This window comes from Burkholderia sp. AU15512 (genome assembly GCF_002223325.1).
In the GTDB taxonomy this organism is placed as follows: domain Bacteria; phylum Pseudomonadota; class Gammaproteobacteria; order Burkholderiales; family Burkholderiaceae; genus Burkholderia.
Genome location: NZ_NKEX01000003.1, coordinates 1969833 through 1988308 on the forward strand (window position 1 = coordinate 1969833; position 18476 = coordinate 1988308).

Below are 18476 nucleotides of genomic sequence, written 5' to 3' on the forward strand. Positions count from 1 at the left end.
TTCGTCGTCTGTTGTAGCGAGGGTTGGGAGACGCTTCGCCTCCACACGCCATCACCCGTCACCGGCCAAACGGCCAACTTCGCGCCCGCACATGAAGCCACCGGTAAACTCGGGCAACCAAAGCAACAACTTCACGCCTGACTTATGACCACGCTGTCGCCCGACGCCTTCGCCGGCCATACCCCGATGATGCAGCAGTACCTGCGCCTTATCTGACAAGCCTCAGCACACAAAGCTACGCCAAGACCTACGCCGGAGCTTTTTGGAGACTTGCCGTTACCGACCGAGGCCGAGTGAAACTCGAAGCTGGCAGGTTTTCGCGTGTCACTTTCCATCCCTCCCGAACCGCTTCAAGGCACGTCCACGGCGTTCTGATGAGCCGAGTTCGTCGGCTGGCGCGTTCGGCGTGAGTTTTCAAATAGCCTCGACCGGTTGCAGTCGTTTGATTTGCAGCTGGCAAGGGCTACTTTGCAGCAGCTGCTGCCGATGACGGCCAGTTGGTAAAATCACGCTACCTGTCAGTGAGCAGTCCTTGGCCTGCTATACGTCTCGGGAGAAAGCGGGGGCGTGATCCAACTGCATGCGCAGATTGCTTCTGATCAGCACCACCGACAAATTTGCTCGATTGCTTCGTCATCTTGCGTGCTTCGTCATCTTGCCGCCAACCTCATCCGATTCATCCCCGAACGAAATCGTCCTCGACCTCCGCAAGCCGAGCCGCACAATCCTTTCGCCGCCAACATCGTTACGTAGGCATCCTTAATTCGAAAGGATTGATTTCGCTGACCCTGAATTTGGCCATCGTGTAATCACGTGTAATTGATCTCGTAATGTGCACGCCCTAATGTTGTGTCCGGGCAATCGCTTTGTACAGGGTCCGCCAAGAATTGCCGCGGAGGTCGAGAGGAGCGTTGTCCATGCAAGTATGGAGTTGTTTTTGTCTGAGTGTGTGGCACTAATCGTATTTTTACCCCTCCGGCCGCTGCGTGCTGGAAGAGGTAATAGTACGTCTTTTAAATCATTCAAATGGTGAAGAAAATGACACAAGTCGCCTCCGAAAGGCTCGATACCGTTTCTTCGGTTGTGGTCGCTTCAGTTCAGGTGCCCGCCCCGAAATTGTCAGATACCAAAAACATCCTTGTTAAATTCAAGACGACGGGTGGCTCGGATGTTCCCGATTCATTCATTATCGAAAGTTCTATTTTGGAGAGATTTGAGAATATCAGGAATGTCATCCTCTCCGCTGCCGCCAACAGTAATCCTCCGACGTTGAATCTCACGACTTCTGGAAGCTATACCAATCAAGGTTACGCGCAGATTGTTGGCGTTGCGTTCCAGTCAGTTTAATCTGGATTGTATTTTGTCGCGCGCCTCATTTTCGCGGACGAAATTGAGGCGCCAACTGAACTTGTGTGATTTACTTAGCGGTGTGCGAGGCTGTCCAAACCAAGAATTAGCCTAGTTAATGGGCTCTCGCAAACATTTCGTGAAGACGGTCCATAAGATGTTTGGTCGATTTATCGAGCAGAGCCCTCTCTTGCAGCGGCTGACATGACGCCAATACCTCGGCTCCCCGGTGGAATTTGATGCCGCGAGGCAGGCAATCGGTCTCGGGGAGTGAGTACGTCAATGTCTGTTTACCGGCCGGTAGCCGCCGGCCGTGGCCGCCGGCTACCGGCCGGACGGCATCCTTCGCGCTCCCGCATCATGGCCGCTGGTAAACTCGGACGGCCAAAGCAACTTTTTCCGGTCACGTGAGCACCCATTCCACCGCGGCAGCCGCCCCCGCCACTCTAATGATGCAGCAGTACCTGCGCCTTATCAGATACGGCTCGGCACACAAACCTACGCTAATTCCTACGCTTGCCCTTTCGCCAGCCGTTGCTGTCCCATTGCGGACATTCCAGCTACGTGATGTTTCGCCCTGCCGCCACCATAGCCTTTAGCCGCTCGATAACGTTGAGAAGCTCCTTGCCTAATGGGTCGCCAGTAAATGCTCGCAGACAAAGATGTCGGTTGGGCTGCCGTTGAAGCTTCTCGGGACTATCGTCAATCATGATGATCTCGTCGACTGAGTATCCGTACTTCATCACTTTTCGGAGATCTTTTACATAGACGTACCCGTTACTTCTAGCGTCAATTTTCTGAACGCACCTAGACATTGACCACGAGAATTTGACTGGAGATGGTGTACCGAGCAGTTCTGCGGTGACTGCCTCCACATACGGATCACTCGACGAGGACCAAACTGCCACATCAGACAAGACGGCACTTATACTGATCAGTTCCGGTGCAAACGGACGGACGTAGACGAAGTACGGACCAACCTGAAAGCTATGTGACCAAGACAAAGGCACCTCGGTGGCATGCACCAAGGTTTCGTCTAAGTCAAAAATAATCAGCCTCACCCTCTTCGTATCCATACCTTTTCCATCGGTACGATAACCCCTCATAGTCAGCCATCTGCGGACATATTGAGCAGGGGGTTGATTATCTGCAGGACATCAGCAATGCCTACCGATCTAGAACCCTCAGCTACTTCAACGCGTCGATCGATCCAAAATGAGTGTGGATATGCCTCGGGGGACAAAAGCCAAACTTCCGCCTTACATTTGCGCCCCGTGCAGACGCCAGTTGCGCCAACGAATTCATGATGTGCAGACGACCAGTAGTCGGCACACACCTTGTAGATCGGACGATAGCCTGAGATGACCTCTTTCAATGAGCCATCTATCTGCGTGCCGTCAGAGTGAAGCTTACGATCAGATCCGGTCGACGGGGCGGACGGGTCATATTGTTACGGATGGATAGCAGGATGCCTTGGAATCTCGATTGTCTACGACTTCGCTCGTCGCGTCGAACGTCCGCTCCCGGCCGGCAGTCGCGGGTCATGCCCCCCGGCAACTGGCCGAACGGCGAACTTCGAGCGGTCCCGTTCAGGCCACTGGTAAACTCGGGCAACCAAAGCAACAACTTCACGCCTGACTTATGACCACGCTGTCGCCCGACGCCTTCGCCGGCCATACCCCGATGATGCAGCAGTACCTGCGCATCAAGGCCGACCATCCCGACACGCTTGTCTTCTACCGGATGGGCGACTTCTACGAGCTGTTCTTCGAAGACGCGGAGAAAGCCGCACGCCTGCTCGACCTGACCCTCACCCAACGCGGTGCTTCCGCCGGCACGCCGATCAAGATGGCCGGCGTACCGCATCACGCGGTCGAGCAGTATCTTGCGAAGCTCGTGAAAATGGGCGAATCGGTCGCGATCTGCGAGCAGATCGGCGATCCCGCCACATCGAAGGGCCCCGTCGAGCGCAAGGTCGTGCGTGTCGTCACGCCCGGCACGCTGACCGATGCCGCGCTGCTGTCCGACAAGAACGACGTTTACCTCCTCGCGATGTGCACGGGCCACAACAAGCGCGGCGTCGCGGTGAACATCGGCCTTGCATGGCTGAACCTCGCCAGCGGCGCGCTGCGGCTCGCCGAAATCGAACCCGACCAGCTCGCGGCCGCGCTCGAGCGCATCCGGCCGGCCGAGATCCTGACACCGGACGGCGCGACCGACGCCGTGCCGGCCGGCGCGGGCGCAAGCAGGCGCGTGCCCGCATGGCACTTCGACATCGCATCGGGCACGCAGCGCCTGTGCGACCAGCTCGATGTCGCGAGCCTCGACGGTTTCGGTGCGCATTCACTCACGAGCGCGTGCGGCGCGGCCGGCGCGCTGCTGCTCTATGCGGCCGCCACGCAGGGCCAGCAACTGCGGCACGTGCGCAGCCTGAAGGTCGAGAACGAAACGGAGTACATCGGTCTCGATCCGGCCACGCGCCGCAACCTCGAACTGACCGAGACGTTGCGCGGCACCGAGTCGCCGACACTGTATTCGCTGCTTGACACCTGCTGCACGACGATGGGCAGCCGCCTGCTGCGTCACTGGCTGCATCACCCGCCGCGCGCGTCGGTCGCTGCGCAGTCGCGGCAGCAGGCAATCGGTGCACTGCTCGATGCACCGGCCAACGCCAGCCTCGATGCGCTGCGCAGCGCGCTGCGCCAGATCGCCGACGTCGAACGGATCACCGGGCGTCTCGCGCTGCTGTCCGCGCGCCCGCGCGACCTGTCGAGCCTGCGCGACACGTTCGCCGCCCTGCCGGCACTGCGCGAGCGCATCAGCGCGATCGTCGCGAACGCGGACGCACTCACCCGCGTCGACGCAGCACTCGCACCGCCCGCCGAATGTCTCGACCTGCTGACCAGTGCGATTGCGCCCGAGCCAGCCGCGATGGTGCGCGACGGCGGTGTCATCGCGCGCGGCTACGATGCCGAACTCGACGAACTGCGCGACATTTCCGAGAACTGCGGGCAGTTCCTGATCGATCTGGAAGCGCGCGAGCGTACGCGCACCGGCATCGCGAACCTGCGCGTCGAATACAACAAGGTGCACGGCTTCTACATCGAGGTCACGCGCGGCCAGACCGACAAGGTGCCCGACGATTACCGCCGGCGCCAGACGCTGAAGAACGCCGAGCGCTACATCACGCCCGAACTGAAGACTTTCGAGGACAAGGCGCTGTCCGCGCAGGAACGCGCACTGGCCCGCGAGCGCGCGCTGTACGACGCGGTGCTGCAGGCCCTGCTGCCGTTCATCCCGGAGTGCCAGCGCGTCGCATCGGCGCTCGCCGAGCTCGACCTGCTCGCCGCATTCGCCGAACGCGCCCGTGCGCTCGACTGGGTCGCACCGACCTTCACCGACGAAATCGGCATCGAAATCGAACAGGGCCGCCACCCGGTCGTCGAAGCGCAGGTCGAACAGTTCATCGCGAACGACTGCCGCTTCGGCACCGAGCGCAAGTTGCTGCTGATCACCGGCCCGAACATGGGCGGTAAATCGACGTTCATGCGGCAGACCGCGTTGATCGCGCTGATGGCTTACGTCGGCAGCTACGTACCGGCCAAGTCGGCATGCTTCGGCCCCATCGACCGGATCTTCACGCGGATCGGCGCGGCGGACGATCTCGCGGGCGGCCGCTCGACGTTCATGGTCGAGATGACCGAAGCCGCGGCGATCCTCAACGACGCGACGCCGCAAAGCCTGGTGCTGATGGACGAGATCGGCCGCGGCACGTCGACGTTCGACGGCCTCGCGCTCGCGTGGGCCATCGCGCGCCACCTGCTGGCGCACAACGCGTGCTACACGCTGTTCGCGACGCACTACTTCGAGCTGACGCAACTGCCGGCCGAATTCCCGCAAGCGGCCAACGTCCACCTGTCGGCCGTCGAGCACGGCCACGGCATCGTGTTCCTGCACGCGGTCAACGAAGGCCCGGCCAACCAGAGCTACGGCCTGCAGGTCGCGCAGCTCGCAGGCGTTCCGGCGCCCGTGATCCGCGCCGCGCGCAAGCACCTCGCGTATCTCGAACAGCAGTCGGCGTCGCAACACACGCCGCAGCTCGACCTGTTCAGCGCGCCGCCGGTGGCCGCCGACGATCTCGAATGCGCGGACGCGCCGGCGCTGCCCGGCACACCGCATCCGGCACTCGAAAAACTGCGCGACATCGATCCCGACGATCTCAAGCCGCGCGAGGCGCTCGACCTGCTGTACGAACTGCGCACGCTGGTCCGGTCGCACGATGTCGACGGACACGCGTAAGCGCATCCCGCGCGGCCTGCCGGCTCGCACGGCCGCCATGCTCGTCGCGGCGGCGCTCGCGCTCGCGCAGGCCACCGCGCTGGCCGCGCCGCCGAAACGCAGCACGACGCCCTACTCGTTCGCGGTCGTGTCGGGTGTGATCAACGTCCCTGGCGACGAACCGGCCGCCCAGCGGCTGCTCGATGCGATCGCGCGCGAGCGCAACCTCGCGTTCGTCGTCTACGCGGGTGATCTCAAGGGTTCCAAGGAAGCGTGCCGCGATGCCCTGTATTCGCAGCGGGGGGCGATCCTGGATGCGGCACGCGTGCCGCTCGTGTTCATTCCCGGCCACGACGACTGGGCAACGTGCAACACCGCGGCCGGCGGCGGCTACGATCCGGTCGAGCGGCTCGACTTCCTGCGGCAGACGCTGCTCGCCGATTCCGCACTGCCCGACCCCGGCGCGCTGCAGATCACGCGGGAAAGCGAAGTCGCACGGTTCCGGCCGTATCGGGAAAACGCCCGCTGGATGCGCGACGACATCGTCTACGTCGCGCTCAACGCGCCGGCGCCCAATAACCATTACCTGACGGCCGGCGGCCGCAACGGCGAATTCGAGGACCGCATCATCGCGAACGGTTTCTGGATCGACCACGCGGCCGAATACGCGAAGCGGCGTGAAGCACGCGCGATGGTGGTGTTGTTCGAAGGCGATCCGCAGTTCGAACGCTATGAACGCGCGGAACGCTTCGCATGGCTGCGTTTCAATCGGCCGCGCGTGCGCGACGGCTTCCGTGAGCTGAAACGAACGCTGGTGAAGGCGGCGGCGACGTTCCGCGGCCCGATACTCGTGATGCACGCGAGCGGTGAGCCGCTTGCGAACGGTTTTCTGATCGACCGCCCGCTGCGTGCAGACGACGGTGAACTGGTGGGTAATGTGACGCGCGTCGCGATCGGACCGCGCCATCCGACGAATCAGTGGGTCAAGGTGAGCGTGTCGCCGGCACGGCAGACGATCTTCAACGTGAGCCTGCAGGAGGTGCCGAAGAACCTGCCCGTGCCGCCCGCGCTGCCGCTCGTGCCGCGTGACGACGTGCCGCTGCCGCAGATGCCGGAAATCCCTGCGTTGCCGGCGCTGCCCGACTCGTCGTCGGTCGCGCCGCAATTGCAGGGTGACGGCGCCGCACCGGGCGGCGCGTCGTGGCCGGCGCCCGCCCCTGCGTCGGGGCCGGCACCCGGCTTGCCTGCGAGCTCAGTGCAGGGTACGCCCTGACGGCGCTTCGCCGTCTTCGTCGTCGTCCTCGTCGACGATCTCGAGCCCTTCCGCACCATGTGCGTGCTCATGCTCGATTTCGTCTTCGGTGGCTTCGCGAACGTCCTTCACGGTGAGCGCGAAACGCAGCGCCATGCCTGCCAGCGGGTGATTGCCGTCGAGCACGACCTTGTCTTCGGCGACGTCGGTGACCGTGTAGATCAGCGAATCGACTTCCTCGTCGCCGTCTTCCGGCGTGCCTTCGAACTGCATGCCCACTTCGAGCGGCTCGGGAAAACGATCGCGCGGCTCGATCTTCACGAGTTCGGGATCGTAGTCGCCGAACGCGTCCTGCGGCTCGAGCTGAACCTGCGCCTCGTAGCCCGGCTCATGGCCGTCGAGCTGTTCCTCGATCTTGGGGAACGTGCCATCATAGCCGCCGTGCAGATAGACCATCGGCTCGTCGCTTTCCTCGATCAGATTGCCCTGTGCATCGGACAGCTTGTAAGTGACCGACACGACGGTGTTTTTTGCGATTTTCATCCAATTCTCCCAAATACAAATCTCATTATACGATGCGCAACCGGTCTCAAGCCGAACCGCGGGATGCCGCTGCCGCCCCGTTCGGCGCGCCACCTTCCGATCTTCCCACACCGCTGCTCGGCGGTCTTACGCCGGCGCAATTCATGCGCGGCTACTGGCAGAAGAAGCCGCTCCTGATCCGCCAGGCAATCCCCGGCGTCGCGTCGCCGGTCTCGCGCGACGCACTGTTCGAGCTCGCCGCGGACTATGACGCGGAATCGCGACTGATCACCCATTTTCGTAACAAGTGGCAACTTGAGCAGGGCCCGTTCGAGCCCGGCTCGCTGCCGGCCGTGACGCGCAAGGCCTGGACCCTGCTCGTGCAGGGGCTCGACCTGCACGTCGATGCGGCGCGCGCACTGCTCGACCGCTTCCGCTTCATCCCCGACGCGCGTCTGGACGACCTGATGATCTCCTATGCGACGGACGGCGGCGGTGTCGGTCCGCATTTCGATTCGTATGACGTATTCCTGCTGCAGGTCGAAGGCCGGCGCCGCTGGCGCGTCGGTGCGCAGAAGGACCTGTCGCTGCAACCGGACGTGCCGCTGAAGATCCTCGAAAATTTCGAGCCGAGCGATGAATGGGTGCTGGAACCCGGCGACATGCTCTACCTGCCGCCGCACATCGCGCACGACGGCGTCGCCGAAGGCGAATGCATGACCTGCTCGATCGGCTTCCGGGCCCCGTCCGCCGGCGAGCTGGGCGCCCAGTTCCTGTACTATCTCGCGGAGCGTGGCGGCCTGCGCGACGGTTGCGGCGACGATCTTTACCGCGATCCGAAGCAGCCGGCCGTCGACACGCCCGCCCAGTTGCCTCCGGCGATGGTCGAGCGCGTGGCCGAGATCGTGGACGCGATCCGCTGGCGCAAGCGGGACGTCGCCGAATTCCTCGGCTGCTACCTGAGCGAGCCCAAGCCGAACGTCGTTTTCGACCCGCCCGCGCGCCCGCTGTCCGAGGCCGCGTTCGTCACGCAAGCGTCACGCCGTGGCGTGTGTCTCGACAGAAGGGCCGCATTGATGTATAACGCGCGCTCGTACTTCATTAATGGTGAAGAAGGACCGCTCGAGCAGGCCAGCGAATGGCTGCCCGAACTGGCCAATCAACGCCAGATGGAGGCGAAACGGTTTGTAACACTATCCCGGGTTCCCTCGATGACAGCCTTGTTGCACGAGTGGTATCGTGCGGGCTGGATACGGGTCGGAAACCGGATTTAGTGTGAGTCGCCCCGTATGCCCGTACGGATCAAATTCTGTATGGGAAAGACAACGTATTGACCCCGCATTTGTCGACGGTCGATAGGAAAGTGCATATAATTTCCGCCCAAGCCGTAGGGAAGATTCACGCTCTAAGAAGTGCATCTCCACCAGCGGCCCAGGTCGGTGTTGGAGCACATTACCGGTATTGTTTCGCGCTGTTGCTTACCTTTAACCATAAAAGGACGTGATCATGAAGAAATCCCTCCTCGTAGCTTCCCTGTTGGCTGCTGTTGCACTGGCTGCTTGCAACAAGAGCGCTGATCAAGCTGCTTCGTCGGCTGCAAGCGACGCGGCTGCTGCTGCTTCGTCGGCTGCTTCGGCAGTTGCTGGTGCTGCGAGCGACGCTTCGGCTGCTGCTTCGTCGGCAACGGCTGCTGCGAGCGACGCTGCTGCTGCAGTGGCGTCGGCTGCTTCGGCAGCGACGGCTGCTCCGGCTTCGGGCGCAAGCCAGTAAGCCTCAGCGTCAGCTGAAAAAAAACCGGCCCGAGGGCCGGTTTTTTTACGTCTGTCGTTTCCGCGCCTATCGCACGGCAGTCGCACCGGGCCGCCGCGGCGGCCCTGCCCCGCTCATCCGAGCGCCAGCCAGTCGAAGCCCGCATCCTGCGTGGCCACGACCACGTCGTCCCCGCTCGTCCCCAGTACACCGCCAAACGCCTGGCGGACCAGTTCCGGCAGGTTGTTCTGCTGGCTCAGGTGCGCGGCGACCAGGTGCTTGAGGCGGCTGCGCTCCAGCGACGCGAGGATGTCCGCTGCGGCGTGATTGCTCAGGTGGCCGTGGTTGCCGCCGATACGCGCCTTCAGCGACTGCGGATAGCGGCTCGAGGCCAGCATCGCGGTATCGTGGTTGGATTCGAGCACCAGCGCGTCACAGCCGCTCAGGACAGCCGTGATGTGCGGCGTGGCCATCCCGACGTCCGTCAGCACGCCGAGCCGGCTGGCGCCGTCCATAAAGACGAACTGGAGCGGCTCACGCGCGTCATGAGGGACGGTATAGGGCATCACGGCCAGATCGCGGATCGCGGCCGTCTCGTCGCCCCACAGCACATTTAGATCGACATCGGCCTCGTCCGCGCCAACCGCGCGCGCGGTGCCCCAGCTCATGTAGAGCGGCAGCGATCCGCGGCGGGCGAGCGTCAACGCGCTGCCGACGTGGTCGCTGTGTTCGTGGGTGATGAGGATCGCATCGAGATCGCCGATGCAGAGATTCAGTCGGCCGAGCCGGCGCTCTACCTCCTTGGCGGAAAAGCCGCAGTCGAGCAGCACGCGGGTGGTCGTCGTGCCGCTCGAGGCCTCGACGACCAGCGCGTTGCCTTCGCTGCCGCTTCCGAGGCTGGAGAATCGCACGCGCTTAGTTCAGCTGCGCGTGGAGCAGCGAAATGATCCGCTGCGCGTCCGACGAGTTGTCGACCTGGCCGTTCGCGCCGACCACCGCAACCTGCGTACTGCCGTTGCCCTGTGCGCGCACGTTGACGAGGTACTCCTTGCCCGGCTTCGCGGCCGACGGACCGCCATAGAACAGCTTGCCGAACAGGCCGTCGCGCTTGAGCTCTTCCATCGTGTTCGCATAGCGCACGGTGTACACGCCCTTCTCGCGATCACGATTGTCGACCGCGAAGTTGGTGCGGTCGAGCGCCAGGCCCACGCGCAGCCATGCGCGGTCGAACGACTCGGCCAGTTGCAGCGTCGCCCCGCCGCTGCTCGTGTCGCTGACCTGCGCCGGCGCCGTCGCGGGACGGGCATCGGTCAGCAGCTGCTTCGCCTGCGCATCGGTCAGGCCGAACTTCTGCATCAGCTTCGACAGGAATACGGCTTCGAGCACCGGATTGCGCGGACGCTCTTCCCAGCGCGACGACGTGCCGCCCTGCGGGCCGACCATCATTTCCTCCATCGCGCTGTGCGTGATCGAGATATCGGTGTTGCCGTCCGACGTGCGGTTCACGAGCGTACGGAAGCGGTCGCGCGTGCCGGACGAGTACGCGAAATCGATGACTTTGCCGATCGTACGGCGGAACCAGTCGTCGGGGATGTTCGCGCGGTTTTCAGCCCAGTCGGTGGCCATGATGCCCGTCGACGGCGCATCGGTCTTCAGCGAGAAGCCGTTCTCCTGCCAGAACTCCTTCAGGATCGGCCACAGCTGCTCGGGCGTGCGGCCATCGACGACGAGCCAGCGGCGGTCGCCGTCGCGCTCGATGTGCATGCCGAGCGGATCCTGCGCGCTCGGGATGCCGTCGGTCGCGTTGCCCGCCTGCGTCGTGACCCGCGGCGGCAGCGTGCCGAGGCCGGCGTTGCTCGGCGGCGCGACGAACTGCTGCGTCGTCGGCACCGGCTTCAGGTCGCTCGGCACCGCGAGCGGCGGCGCCGAACCGGTGTTCTTGTAGTTGACCCGGTCAGGGGCCAGGTAGTCGTTCAGCGTATCGCAGCCGGCGAGCGCGCCCAGCGCCAGCGCCACCACCGACATCTGGATGGCGCGAGAGGAAAAGGCGAAACGTTTCATGAAATCCTTCGTCTTGCTAGAACGCTCGTCAGGAGCGGCGCCGGACGGAGCCGGCCGGTGCGGGTTGATCAGGGTTCGAGCCGGCGGCCGCAGGACGCGGCCGCCTCGGCATCAGGCGAGGACGCCGGCCTCGACGAGGGCCGAACGCACGGCTTCGTGGCAGCGCTCGTCGAGCGCCGTGAGCGGCAGCCGGATGCCGCCCTGCATCTTGCCCATCGCCTGCAGCGCCCACTTCACCGGAATCGGGTTCGCTTCGATGAACAGGTTCTTGTGCAGCGACAGCAGCTTCATGTGCAGCGCGCGAGCCGTCTGTACGTCACCGGCCAGCGCCGCGCGGCACAGGTCGCTCATCGCGCGCGGTGCGACGTTCGCCGTGACCGAGATATTGCCGTGGCCGCCGAGCAGCATCAGTGCGATCGCGGTCGGATCGTCGCCGCTGTAGATCGCGAAATGCTTCGGGGCGGCCTTGATCAGGTGCGCGGCGCGATCGATGTTGCCAGTCGCTTCCTTCACGCCGATGATGCCCGGGACTTCCGCGAGGCGCAGCGTCGTCTCGTTCGCCATGTCGGCCACCGTGCGACCCGGCACGTTGTACAGGATCACCGGCAGGTCGACCGCTTCGGCGATCGTCTTGAAGTGACGGTACATGCCTTCCTGCGTCGGCTTGTTGTAGTACGGCACGACCTGCAGCGTCGCGTCCGCGCCGACAGCCTTCGCGTGCTTCGTCAGCTCGATCGCCTCGGCGGTCGAGTTGCCGCCCGCGCCCGCGATGATCGGGATGCGTTTCGCCGCATGCTCGACCGCCGTGCGGATCATCAGGATGTGCTCTTCGACGTTGAGCGTTGCCGACTCGCCGCTCGTACCGACCACGACCAGCGCATCGGTGCCTTCCGCGATGTGCCAGTCGATCAGTTTGCGAAACGCCGGCAGGTCGAGACTGCCGTCTTCGAGCATCGGGGTGACGATCGCGGGGATGCTGCCGCGGATTTGAATGCCGTCTTGGGTGCCGTTAGCCATGAAACGCGAATGAGATTATGTACCGGTAAACATTGAGATTGTAGCGGATTAGCCGGGCAGTTCGTAACGTGGAATTCCCGCCCCCGCCTTCGGGGTCGCGCCCTCGCGCACTGCGCAGAGACGCTGGACGAACGCCTCGCGCGGCGCGGCGACGAACCCGTCCTCGTACGCAACCACCCGCAGGCGGCCGTGCACGGCGTCCAGCAGCTCGCCCGGGGCGAGCAGGAACGCGGGGTTGGACGGTTTCCCGACCGTTTCGTTTCCTTGCGCGAAGGTTTCGTAGATCAGCACGCCGCCCGGCGCCACCGCATCGAGCAGATGGGGCCAGAGCGGACGGTGCAGATAATTCGTGACCACCACCGCCGCAAACTGCTCGCCGGCCGGCAACGGCCACGGCGCGCCTTCGAGATCGGCGTCACGGGCATCGACGCCCGGAATCGAACGCAACGCGGCCAGCGCGGCCGGGTCGCGGTCGAGTGCGACGACCGGATGGCCATGCGACGCGAACCCGCGCGCATGGCGGCCGCCGCCCGCGGCGACATCGAGCACCGCGCCGCCCGGCGACACGAGCCGCGACCATTGCGCGACCCAGCGCGACGGCTCGGCCTGGGCGACGTGGCCGCCCGCGGCGGCAATGACGGATGCGCTCATGCGGTCGATCAGTTGTACGACAGGCCCATCGCGTCACGCACGTCGCGCATCGTTTCCGTCGCGTACTTGCGCGCCTTGTCGCAACCGTCCGCGACGATCGCGCGCAGCAGCGACGGGTCGTCCATGTACTTCTGCGCGCGCTCGAGCATCGGCTGCTGTTCGCGCAGGATGCCTTCGACGACCGGCTGCTTGCAGTCGAGGCAGCCGATGCCCGCCGAACGGCAGCCTTTCTGCACCCAGTCGTGCGTCGCCTCGTCGGTATAGACCTGGTGCAGTTGCCACACCGGGCACTTGTCGGGATCGCCCGGATCGGTGCGGCGCACGCGCGCGGGATCGGTCGGCATCGTGCGGACCTTCTTCGTGATCGTCTCGGCGTCTTCGCGCAGGCCGATCGTGTTGCCGTACGACTTGGACATCTTCTGCCCGTCGAGGCCCGGCATCCGCGATGCTTCGGTAAGCAGCGCCTGCGGCTCGACGAGAATGATCTTGCGCGCGCCTTCGAGATAGCCGAACAGGCGCTCGCGGTCGCTCATCGACAGGCTCTGCGATTCCTGCAGCATCGCGCGCGCCTGTTCGAGCGCCTCGTCGTCGCCCTCCTGCTGATACGCGTTGCGCAGCTCGTGATAGAGCTTCGCGCGCTTGCCGCCGAGCTTCTTCGCGGCATCGAGCGCCTTCTCCTCGAAGCCCGGCTCGCGGCCGTACAGGTAGTTGAAGCGGCGCGCGATCTCGCGCGTCATCTCGACGTGCGGCACCTGGTCTTCACCGACCGGCACGAGCGAGCCGCGATACAGCAGGATGTCGGCCGCCATCAGCACCGGATAACCGAGGAAGCCGTAGGTCGACAGATCCTTGTCCTTCAGCTTCTCCATCTGCTCCTTGTAGGTCGGCACGCGTTCGAGCCAGCCGAGCGGCGTGCTCATGCCGAGCAGCAGCGCGAGTTCGGCGTGCTCCGGCACCTTGCTCTGGATGAACAGCGTGGCCTGCGCCGGATCGATGCCGGATGCGAGCCAGTCGATCAGCACGTCCCACACGTTCTTCTCGATGACCTCGGGAGTCTCGTAGTGCGTCGTCAGCGCATGCCAGTCGACGACGCAGAAGAAGCACGGGTACTCGGACTGCAGCTTCACCCAGTTTTTCAGCACGCCGTGGTAGTGACCGAGGTGCAGCGACCCGGTGGGTCGCATGCCGGAGAAAATACGTTCAGGGAACATGATTGTCGTTAGAGAAGCGAGGCGAATGGGGACAGGATGGCGCTCAGGACGGCGTAGCCGACGTTGACGAGCGGGCGCAGCCAGAAATTCGTCAGCACACCCGTCGCGACCAGCGCGAGGACGATGATGAAACCGTACGGCTCGATGCGCGACAGCGCGATCGATTGCTTCGTCGGCAGCAGCGCCGCCAGGATGCGGCCGCCGTCGAGCGGCGGCAGCGGAAACAGGTTCAGCACGCCGAGCACGAGGTTCGCGCTGACGCCGGCAAACGCCATCCGCGTGAAGAACGGCTCGTCGATGCCGACGGCCGGCAGCACGAGGGTCAGCACGCCCCAGATCAGCGCTTGCACGAAGTTGCAGGCCGGGCCTGCGAGCGATACCCACAGGCTGCCCCAGCGCGGATCGCGCAGGTTGCCGAACGACACCGGCACCGGCTTCGCATAGCCGAACAGGAACGCGCCGCCCGTCAGGAAATACATCACGAGCGGAATCGCGATCGTGCCGAGCGGATCGATGTGACGCATCGGGTTGAACGACACGCGCCCCATCATGTAGGCGGTGTTGTCGCCGAGCAGGCGGGCGGCGTAGCCATGCGCGGCCTCGTGCAGCGTGATCGCGAAGATCACGGGCAGCGCGTAGACGGCGATGGTCTGTATCAGGGAAGCATCCATATCGCGTTATTGTAACAAGCGCACTCGCGCAAAAAATGGAACGGCGCGCTTACGCGGCCGAGAGTCCGAACGGTTCGAGCGCGCCGCGGCCCGCGCGCACGAGCTCGGGCTCGTCGCCGGTCAGGTCGATCACCGTCGACGGCTCGCGCGGGCACGCGCCTCCGTCGATCACAAGGTCGACCTGCTTCTCGAGCCGCTCGCGGATTTCGTCGGGATCGTTCAGGGGCTCGTCGTCCGGCGGCAGGATCAGCGTCGTGCCGAGCAGCGGCTGGCCGAGCGATTCGAGCAACGCGAGCGTGATCGCGTGATCGGGCACGCGCAGCCCGATCGTCTTGCGCGACGGGTGCGACAGCCGGCGCGGCACTTCCTTCGTCGCCTGCAGGATGAAGACGTACGGGCCCGGCGTCACCGACTTGATCTGCCGGTACTGGCGGTTGTCGACCATCGCGAAGTTGGCGAGCTCCGACAGGTCGCGCACGAGCAGCGACAAGTGCTGCTTCTCATCGAGGCCGCGAATCCGGCGCACGCGCTCGACCGCGTCCTTGTCGTCGAGATGGCACGCGAGCGCATAGCTCGAATCGGTCGGCATCGCGATCACGCCGCCCTTGCTGACGATTTCCACGGCCTGCTTGATCAGGCGCGGCTGCGGATTATCCGGGTGAATCCTGAAGAACTGGGACATGGGGGGCGTAAAGGGGGGAGAAATCGGATGCGCGCGGCCGGCAGCAACGCAGGTGGCAGGCCGCCGCCCGGTGTCAGAGCCAGCGTTCCCAGACCGGAGTCAGGTCGGGCGGCAACGGCGGCAGGCTGCCGAGCTCGACACGGCCCTCGCCTGGCGCATGGAAATCCGAGCCGCGCGACGCTTCGAAGCCGAAGCGGCGTGCGACGTCCGCGTATTCGCGGTACTGGTCGGGGGTGTGGCTGCCCGTGACGACCTCGATCGCGCGGCCGCCCAGATCGATGAACTCGCCGAAGAACGCGTCGAATTCGACGGGCGTATAGCGATAGCGGCCCGGATGCGCGACGATGGCTTCGCCACCCGCCGCCCGAATCCACGCGACGGCGTCGGGCAGCGTCGCCCAGCGGTGCGGGACGAACCCGGGCTTGCCGTCGCCGAGCAGCCGATCGAACACATCGGATGTCGACGTCGCGTGGCCGTTTTCAACGAGGAAGCGGGCGAAGTGCGTGCGCGAGATCAGGTCGGGATTCGACACGTACTTCAACGCACCTTCGTACGCACCGGGAATGCCGAGCGTGGCGAGCTGCTCGCCGATGGCCACCGCGCGCGCCGCGCGGCCGTGGCGCGTGCGGTACAGGCCGTCGACCAGCACCGGATTCGCGGGATCGACATTCAGGCCGACGATGTGCACGGTGCGCGATGCCCACGTGACCGAAATCTCGACGCCGCTCAGGTAGCGCATGCCGAGCGCTTCCGCTTCGCTGCGCGCCGCTGCCTGGCCGCCGATCTCGTCGTGGTCGGTCAGCGCCCACAGGGTCACGCCGCCGGCATGAGCGCGGCGCGCGACGTCGGCAGGCGGCAGCAACCCGTCGGAAACATTCGAATGGCAGTGGAGATCGGCGTTCATTGTCGGCATGGCAGGTAAGGCTTCATTCTACTGCAACGCGGCAATGCGCCGCCCGCGTGCCCCGCCGCCGCCGCCGCGCGCTTACGCGCAGAACGCCTCGATCAGCGCCGCGATCTGCTCGGGCTGGTCGTGATGCACCATGTGGCCGGCGTCCTCGACGAGCTTCTCGCGCCAGTCGGGGAACGCGTTGAAGCGCGCCTTGAATTCCGGCAGCGGGATGTCGCCCGCGATGTGGGCCAGCGTCGGCGAATTGACGGCTTCGACGTGCAGCACCTTCGCGCGCACCTGCGCCCAGGTGGCCATCACTTCGTCGAGCCGGTACAGCTGCGGCCCCGGCATCTTGTGCGCGGGGTCGGCCAGCAGGTGGTACTGGCCGTCGTCGCCACGCTTCGACCAGTGCGCGGCGAGGAACGCCGCACGGCGCGGGTCGAGCCGCGGATTGGTCTTGATCAGGCGCGCCGCCACGTCGTCGAGGGACGCGTAAGGGCGCAGCACGGGCGGTTCGCGCAACTCGTCCAGCCAGCCGCGCAACCGGCGCGGCGCCTGCTCGGCCCGCGCGGGCGCCAGCCCGAAACCCTCGAGATCGACCACGCGCCGCACGCGCTCCGGCCGCGCGCCGGCATACAGGCACACGACGTTCGCGCCCATGCTGTGCCCGACCAGGTTGACTTCGCCGGCCGGCGCATAGTGGTCGACGAGTGCATCGAGGTCGCCCAGGTACTCGTGGAACCAGTAATGCCCGCCGCCCTGCCGCGCGACCGGCCAGTCGGACAGCCCGAAACCGCGCGCATCGGGCGCGATCACCTGCCAGTCGCCCGCGAGCGCATCGACAACGAACTGGAACGATGCCGAGACGTCCATCCAGCCATGCAGCATGAACAGCGTGGGCGCATCGGGCCGGCCCCAGCGCCGGACATGCAGCTGGACGCCGCGCACCGTGACGAAATCGGAAACAGAACTCGATGCACTCATTGCAGCCGCCAGAAAAAAGAATGATCGTTCGATTATAGCGGCGACGCCCTCTTTCCGGCGTCCGGCAATCGAGGCGCCGCTCTAGCGGTGCGCGTACGCCAGGGGCCGGGAGAAGCGCCATGTCCCGGGCACCCGGGACGGCGGGCGGCACGTCGAAGCGCGGCCGAACGCGAGCCGGCTAGCGTGGCGCGTTGCCGTCCGCCATGTCTTGCGCGGCCAGTTCGTCGAGTTCGGCCTGCTCGAATCCGGCATCGCGGCGCGCATCGAAATTGAACGGGCCGCGCAGCCGCGGCGCATGGTATTGCTCGGCGAGCTGCCGGTAGGTCGGCACGGGATCGCGGCCGGCTTCGTCGCATAGATGCCGGAACCAGCGGTTGCCGATCGCGACATGGCCGATTTCGTCGCGCAGGATCACATCGAGGATCGCAGCCGACGCATCGTCGCCCGCCTGCAGGAGCCGCGCGCGGATCGGCGGCGATGCGTCGAGCCCGCGGGCCTCTAGCGTGCGCGGCACGAGCGCCATGCGCGCCAGCACGTCGCCCTTGGTCCGCTCGCACATCTCCCACAGGCCGTTGTGCGCGGGAAAATCGCCGTACGCATGCCCGAACGCCGCCAGGCGTTCGGACAGCAGCGTGAAGTGATAGGCCTCCTCGGCCGCCACCTTCAGCCAGTCCGCATAGAACGGGGCCGGCAGGCCCGCGAAGCGCCAGACCGCATCGAGCGCCAGGTTGATCGCATTGAACTCGATATGGGCAAGCGCGTGCAGCAGCACGGCGCGCCCTTCGGGCGAACGCATGCTGCGTCGCTCGAGCTGGCGCGGCTCGACGAGCGGCGGGCGCGCCGGCCGGCCGGGCAGATCGGCCGGCTCGGGCAATTCGAGCGACGGCGCGATCGCCGCCTGCCCGGCCCGCAACGCATCGTGGAGCGCGCGCACCTGGGCGGCCTTGGCTGCGGGTTCGGCGTCACGCAGCGCGGCAAGCGCGGTGCGGCGCACGCAGGTGGACGCATTGCCGAAGGAAGAAGACTCCATGCTCATAAATGGGGACACCCTGCGTGCGCATCGCGGGAGCGCACGCACGCGACGGTTTACAATAGGCGATTGTTCCGCGGCGCAATGCGCATGCGCCGGGCAAACCAGACGCGCCATTCTACCGGCGCC

General features: G+C 65.1%; 17 protein-coding genes and 1 pseudogene. 6 read left to right on the forward strand and 12 right to left on the reverse strand.

Annotated elements, in window-relative coordinates; all coding sequences use genetic code 11:
- Positions 1-1038 precede the first annotated feature (1038 nt).
- Positions 1039-1347, forward strand: coding sequence for a hypothetical protein (locus tag CFB43_RS37635; protein ID WP_144023050.1), 309 nt, complete (start codon positions 1039-1041; stop codon positions 1345-1347).
- A gap of 560 nt (positions 1348-1907) precedes the next feature.
- Here CFB43_RS37635 and CFB43_RS11785 read toward each other — a convergent pair.
- Complete coding sequence (locus tag CFB43_RS11785) at positions 1908-2423, reverse strand: HAD family hydrolase (RefSeq protein ID WP_179254819.1); 516 nt, start codon at positions 2421-2423, stop codon at positions 1908-1910.
- 565 nt (positions 2424-2988) lie between these two features.
- On the opposite strand from CFB43_RS11785, the gene mutS reads away from it, so the two are divergent.
- On the forward strand, positions 2989-5646 hold the full coding sequence (gene mutS / locus CFB43_RS11790) for a DNA mismatch repair protein MutS (RefSeq protein ID WP_089495145.1): 2658 nt from the start codon (positions 2989-2991) through the stop codon (positions 5644-5646).
- Entirely contained in the window at positions 5627-6898 is a 1272-nt protein-coding gene (locus tag CFB43_RS11795) for a hypothetical protein (RefSeq protein WP_179254820.1), read from the forward strand. Before mutS ends, CFB43_RS11795 begins: the two co-directional genes overlap by 20 nt.
- On the opposite strand, the gene CFB43_RS11800 is transcribed toward CFB43_RS11795, so the two are convergent.
- Positions 6878-7420: an FKBP-type peptidyl-prolyl cis-trans isomerase gene (locus CFB43_RS11800; protein WP_059554208.1), complete on the reverse strand. Its 543-nt coding sequence runs from the start codon at positions 7418-7420 to the stop codon at positions 6878-6880. The genes CFB43_RS11795 and CFB43_RS11800 overlap by 21 nt on opposite strands.
- Positions 7421-7452: 32 nt before the next feature.
- Between CFB43_RS11800 and CFB43_RS11805 the strand changes: the two genes are divergently transcribed.
- The 3 genes and pseudogenes from CFB43_RS11805 to CFB43_RS11815 all read left to right on the forward strand — a co-directional run bounded on the left by CFB43_RS11805 (position 7453) and on the right by CFB43_RS11815 (position 9169).
- On the forward strand, positions 7453-8673 hold the full coding sequence (locus CFB43_RS11805) for a cupin domain-containing protein (RefSeq protein ID WP_089495146.1): 1221 nt from the start codon (positions 7453-7455) through the stop codon (positions 8671-8673).
- 56 nt (positions 8674-8729) lie between these two features.
- Positions 8730-8976 (forward strand): annotated as a pseudogene (locus CFB43_RS39125) (hypothetical protein).
- Entirely contained in the window at positions 8906-9169 is a 264-nt protein-coding gene (locus CFB43_RS11815) for a hypothetical protein (protein WP_021162672.1), read from the forward strand. The pseudogene CFB43_RS39125 and the gene CFB43_RS11815 overlap by 71 nt, the downstream one beginning before the upstream one ends.
- Before the next feature lie 113 nt (positions 9170-9282).
- Here CFB43_RS11815 and CFB43_RS11820 read toward each other — a convergent pair whose 3' ends face one another.
- From CFB43_RS11820 to CFB43_RS11865, 10 genes are all read right to left on the reverse strand, one after another.
- Complete coding sequence (locus CFB43_RS11820; RefSeq protein WP_089495147.1) at positions 9283-10059, reverse strand: MBL fold metallo-hydrolase; 777 nt, start codon at positions 10057-10059, stop codon at positions 9283-9285.
- Positions 10060-10063: 4 nt separating this feature from the next.
- Positions 10064-11209, reverse strand: coding sequence for an outer membrane protein assembly factor BamC (gene bamC / locus CFB43_RS11825; protein WP_089456463.1), 1146 nt, complete (start codon positions 11207-11209; stop codon positions 10064-10066).
- A 111-nt stretch (positions 11210-11320) separates the two neighbouring features.
- Complete coding sequence (gene dapA, locus CFB43_RS11830; protein ID WP_011352532.1) at positions 11321-12226, reverse strand: 4-hydroxy-tetrahydrodipicolinate synthase; 906 nt, start codon at positions 12224-12226, stop codon at positions 11321-11323.
- Positions 12227-12274: 48 nt separating this feature from the next.
- A complete protein-coding gene (locus CFB43_RS11835) occupies positions 12275-12877 on the reverse strand; it encodes a class I SAM-dependent methyltransferase (RefSeq protein ID WP_089495148.1) in 603 nt (200 codons plus the stop codon).
- Between the two features lie 8 nt (positions 12878-12885).
- Positions 12886-14088, reverse strand: a complete 1203-nt coding sequence (locus CFB43_RS11840; RefSeq protein ID WP_011352534.1) for a tryptophan--tRNA ligase — start codon at positions 14086-14088, stop codon at positions 12886-12888.
- An 8-nt stretch (positions 14089-14096) separates the two neighbouring features.
- A complete protein-coding gene (locus CFB43_RS11845) occupies positions 14097-14759 on the reverse strand; it encodes a site-2 protease family protein (protein ID WP_089495149.1) in 663 nt (220 codons plus the stop codon).
- A gap of 49 nt (positions 14760-14808) precedes the next feature.
- Positions 14809-15441: an L-threonylcarbamoyladenylate synthase gene (locus tag CFB43_RS11850; protein WP_089473141.1), complete on the reverse strand. Its 633-nt coding sequence runs from the start codon at positions 15439-15441 to the stop codon at positions 14809-14811.
- A gap of 73 nt (positions 15442-15514) precedes the next feature.
- Positions 15515-16345, reverse strand: a complete 831-nt coding sequence (locus tag CFB43_RS11855) for a 3',5'-nucleoside bisphosphate phosphatase (RefSeq protein ID WP_179254821.1) — start codon at positions 16343-16345, stop codon at positions 15515-15517.
- Positions 16346-16426: 81 nt separating this feature from the next.
- The gene (locus CFB43_RS11860) at positions 16427-17317 is read right to left on the reverse strand and encodes an alpha/beta fold hydrolase (RefSeq protein WP_089425744.1); all 891 of its coding nucleotides are present in this window, start codon (positions 17315-17317) and stop codon (positions 16427-16429) included.
- A 178-nt stretch (positions 17318-17495) separates the two neighbouring features.
- Positions 17496-18353 carry a ferritin-like domain-containing protein gene (locus CFB43_RS11865; protein ID WP_089495151.1) on the reverse strand — a complete coding sequence of 286 codons (858 nt, stop codon included), beginning with the start codon at positions 18351-18353 and terminating at the stop codon, positions 17496-17498.
- Positions 18354-18476 lie beyond the last annotated feature (123 nt).